Source organism: Myxococcus eversor (assembly GCF_010894455.1).
Lineage (GTDB): Bacteria > Myxococcota > Myxococcia > Myxococcales > Myxococcaceae > Myxococcus > Myxococcus eversor.
In genome coordinates, this window is the sequence record NZ_JAAIXY010000051.1 from 1 (window position 1) to 4594 (window position 4594).

Genomic DNA, 4594 nt, shown 5'->3' on the forward strand with positions numbered 1-4594 from the left:
CCTTCGCTCAGCAGCGTCTCTGGTTCATCGACCAGCTCCAGCCCGGCTCCTCCACCTACAACATGCCCTCCTTCGTCCGCCTGGACGGGCATCTCGACATCAACGCGCTCCAGCTCAGCTTCGATGAGCTCGTCCGTCGCCACGAAGCGCTCCGCACCACGTTCATCCAGCGTGACGACCAGCCCTTGCAGGTCATCGCGCCGCATGCCGAGCTGCCCGTCACGCGCGTGGACCTCCGAGGCCTCGACACGGAGAGCACCCGTGTTGAAGTCGAGAACCGACTGAAGGAGGAGTACCAGCGGCCCTTCAACCTCTCCACCGGTCCGCTCATCCGCGCTCAAATCCTGGAGCTGAGCGACACCGAGCACGTGCTCGCGCTCAACATGCACCACGTCGTCTCCGACGGTTGGTCCATGGGCGTGCTCATCCAGGAGGTCGGCGCCCTCTACGACGCCTTCTCCCACGGCAGGCCGTCTCCGCTCGCGCCCCTCTCCATCCAGTACGCCGACTTCTCCGTCTGGCAGCGCGGCTGGCTCCAGGGCCCCGTGCTCGACGCCCAGATTGCCTACTGGCGCAAGCAGCTCGCGGACCTCACGGCCCTGGAGCTGCCCCTCGACAAGCCTCGGCCCGCCGTGCAGACCACCTCGGGCGGACAGGTATTCGTCAGCCTGCCGCTCGCCACAGCCGAAAAGCTCAAGAGCCTGTGCCAGCGCGAAGGCGCTACGCCCTTCATGGCGCTGCTCGCCGCGTGGCAACTTCTCCTGTCCCGCTACTCCGGTCAGGACGACATCACGGTCGGCTCGCCCATCGCCGGTCGTCACCGTTCGGAGCTCGAAGGACTCATCGGCTTCTTCGTCAACACGCTCGTGCTGCGCGCGCGCATCGACTCCCGTGCGTCCTTCCCGAGCTTGCTGCGGCAGGTGAAGGAGGCCGCGCTCGGTGCCTACGCGCACCAGGACATTCCCTTCGAGCGACTCGTCGAGGAGCTGCAGCCCGGCCGTGACATGAGTCGCAGCCCGCTGTTCCAGGTCCTCTTCGTCCTCCAGAACACGCCGGCGTCCGCCATCCAGAAGACGGAGCTGACGCTCAGTCCGGTGGAGGTCAGCGGAAACACGTCGAAGTTCGAGCTCCAGCTCAGCCTCGTCGAGACGCCGGACGGCATCTTCGGAGGGATTGGCTACAACTCCGACCTCTTCGAGCGCGCCACCGTCGAGCGCATGGCCCGTCACTTCGAGCTGCTCGTCGAAGCCGTCGCCACCCGCCCCGACGTCCCCGTCGCCGCCCACTCCATCCTCACGGAAGTCGAGCGCCGCAGCGTCCTCGTGGACTGGGCTTTGTCCCCGGTCGTCACCTCGCCTGACTCCACGATCCCCGAGGTCTTCGCACGCGTCGTCGCGCGCTCTCCCGACGCGACGGCCCTCCTCTTCGGTGAGGACGTCCTCACCTATCGCCAGCTCGACGCCCGCTCCAACCAGCTCGCCTGGCACCTGCGCGCGCTGGGCGTCTCCACCGACTCCCGCGTCGCGTTCTCGCTGGAGCGCTCCTTCGACCTCGTCGTCGCGCTCCTCGCCATCCTCAAGGCTGGCGGCGCCTACGTCCCTCTCGACGCCAGCTACCCCCGCGAGCGCCTCTCCAACATGATGGAGGACGCCCAGCCGCTGCTCATCCTCACCTCGCGAGCCCTCGCACCGAAGCTCCCGACGGAGGGCCGCACCACCCTCGTCCTCGACGACGTCGACTTCTCGTCTCAGCCCACGGGGGCGCTGCCGCCAGCGGCCCTGCCCCTGTCCCTGGCCTACGTCGACTTCACGTCCGGCTCGACGGGCCGGCCCAAGGGTGTCGGCACTCCGCACTCCGGCGTCCTTCGCACGCTCGTCGGCCCCGACTACACGCGGTTCGGTCCTCAGCAGACGCACCTGCTGCTCGCGCCCATCTCCTTCGACGCCGCGACGTTCGAGATCTGGGGCGCGCTGCTTCATGGCGCGCGGCTCGTCGTCCCGCCGCCGCACTCGCTGTCGCTCGAGGAGATCTGGCAGGCCGTGTCCCTTCACGGCGTCACCACGCTCTGGGCCACCATTGGTCTCTTCACCCAGCTCGCGGACTCCGGGCTTCCGGGCTTGAGTGCGCTGCAGCACGTCCTCACGGGCGGCGACGTCGTCTCGCCGCTCCACGTCCGCAAGGCCCTGAGCACGTGGCGAGTGCCCGTCACCAACGCCTATGGCCCGACGGAATCCACGGTCTTCGCCACGACCTTCACGGTCACCCGGTCCGAGGACGTTGGGACGACGCTGCCCATCGGTCGCCCCATCCACGGCACGCAGCTCTTCGTCCTCGACGCCACGCTCCAGCCCGTTCCCCCTGGCGTGACGGGCGAGTTGTTCATCGGTGGTGAGGGCCTCGCGCGCGGCTACCTCCTCCGCCCCGACCTCACCGCGGAGCGCTTCATTCCCCACCCGTTCAGCGCCACGCCCGGAGCACGCCTCTACCGCACCGGCGACCTGGTCCGCTGGCGCGACGACGGCGCGCTCGACTTCCTCGGTCGCTCCGATGCCCAGGTGAAGCTGCGCGGCTTCCGCATCGAGCTCGCCGAAATCGAGGCGGCGCTGCGCTCGCACCCGTCCGTCACCGGGGCGATCGCCCTGCTGCGCGAGGACTCGCCGGGAGACAAGCGCCTCGCCGCGTACTTCACGTCTTCGGCCCCCATCGACTCGGCGGACTTGCGCTCGTTCCTCAAGCTCAAGCTGCCCGAGTTCATGCTGCCGTCGTTCCTGCTCCACCTGGACGCGTTCCCGCTCACCACGAACGCGAAGCTCGACAGGAAGGCCCTCCCGGCTCCCGACACCTTCGCGTCCTCGAAGTCCTTCCTCGCGCCTCGCAATCCCACCGAGGAGCTGCTCGCCTCCATCTGGGCCGACGTCCTCCGTCTCGACAAGGTCAGCGTCTCCGACGACTTCTTCGAGCTGGGCGGCCACTCGCTGCTCGCCACGCAGGTGGTGTCGCGCATCCGGAGGGCGTTCGAGGTGGAGCTGCCCTTGCGCGCGCTCTTCGAGGCGCCGTCCGTGGCGGAGCTGGCCACGCGCATCGCCGCCGCTCGGCAGGAGCACTCGAGGCAGGCGCCTCCGCTGGTGCCCACGCCGCGCACAGGAGAGCTGCCGCTGTCCTTCGCGCAGCAGCGGCTCTGGCTCGTGGATCAGCTCGAGCCTGGCACCTCCGCGTACAACATCCCCTCGGCGCTGCGGCTGAGGGGGACGCTCCACCTTTCCGCGCTGGAGCAGTCCTTCACCGCGCTGCTCGAACGCCACGAATCGCTGCGCACCACGTTCCTCGCCCGGGATGGCGAGCCCGTGCAGCACATCCATCCGGCCGAGCGGTTCTCACTGCCCATCGTGGAGCTGGGCATGCTCTCCGCGGAGGAACGCGAGGAGCACGCGCGGAGGCTCGCGGCCGAGGAGGCCCAGCGGCCGTTCAACCTCGCCCGAGGGCCCGTGTTCAGGGCGATGCTGCTTCGCCTGGCGCCCGAGGACCACGTGCTGCTGGTCACCATGCACCACGCCGTCTCGGACGGGTGGTCCATGGGCGTGCTCATCCAGGAGCTGGCGTCGCTGTATGAAGCCTGCGCCTCGGGCGGAGACGCTCGACTGCCCGCGCTCCCCATCCAGTACGCGGACTTCGCGGCCTGGCAGCGTTCCTGGTTGAAGGGCGACGTGTTGGAGCAACAGCTCGGGTACTGGCGTCGTCAGCTCGGCGCGCTTCCTCCGCTGCTGGAGCTGCCCACGGACAAGCCCCGTCCTCCTGTTCGCAATCCTCGCGGAGCCTCTCAGCCCGTGCGGGTGTCGAAGGAGCTGACGGAGCGCCTGATGACGCTCTGCCGCCAGGAAGGGGCCACGCCGTTCATGGCGCTGCTCGCCGTGTGGCAGGTGTTGCTCGCGCGCTACTCGGGCCAGGACGACATCACCGTCGGTTCGCCCATCGCCGGCCGCACCCGGACGGAGACCGAGGGACTCATCGGCTTCTTCGTGAACACGCTCGTGCTGCGCACGCAGGTCCGCCCCGGCCTGCGCTTCCGCGAGCTGCTGGCGCAGGTCCGCGCCACCACGTTGGGCGCCTATGAGCACCAGGACGTCCCCTTCGAGAAGCTGGTCGAGGAGCTGAAGCCCCAGCGCAGCCTGAGCCACACGCCGCTGTTCCAGGTGATGCTGTCGCTGCAGAACCTCCCGGTGGCGAACCGCACCGTGGAGAGCACGTCCGACGACAGCGCGCCGCTGCACCTGGAGTCGTTCGCGCAGGAGCTTCAGGTCACGAAGTTCGACCTGACGCTGACCCTCTCACAGACGCCGGAAGGACTGGCTGGCGGGCTCAGCTACCGCGTGGACCTCTTCGAGGAGGCCACCATCGCCCGCTGGGTGGAACATCTGAACACCCTGCTGGAAGCGGCCATCACCGCCCCCGATACCCTCGTGGGTGAGTTGCCGATGCTGCCGGCGGAGGAGCGCCGTCAGGTGCTCGTCGAGTGGAACAACACCCGCCGCGAGCTGCCCTGGACTGGCGCCTTCCACGAGCGCTTCGAGGCACAGGCCGCCCTCACGCCCGACGC

Annotated in this window: 1 protein-coding gene; it reads left to right on the forward strand. The window is 69.0% G+C overall.

Annotated features, from left to right (window positions below; all coding sequences use genetic code 11):
- The coding region (locus tag G4D83_RS45015; RefSeq protein ID WP_163871136.1) for a non-ribosomal peptide synthetase at positions 1-4594 on the forward strand (4594 nt) is incomplete at both ends.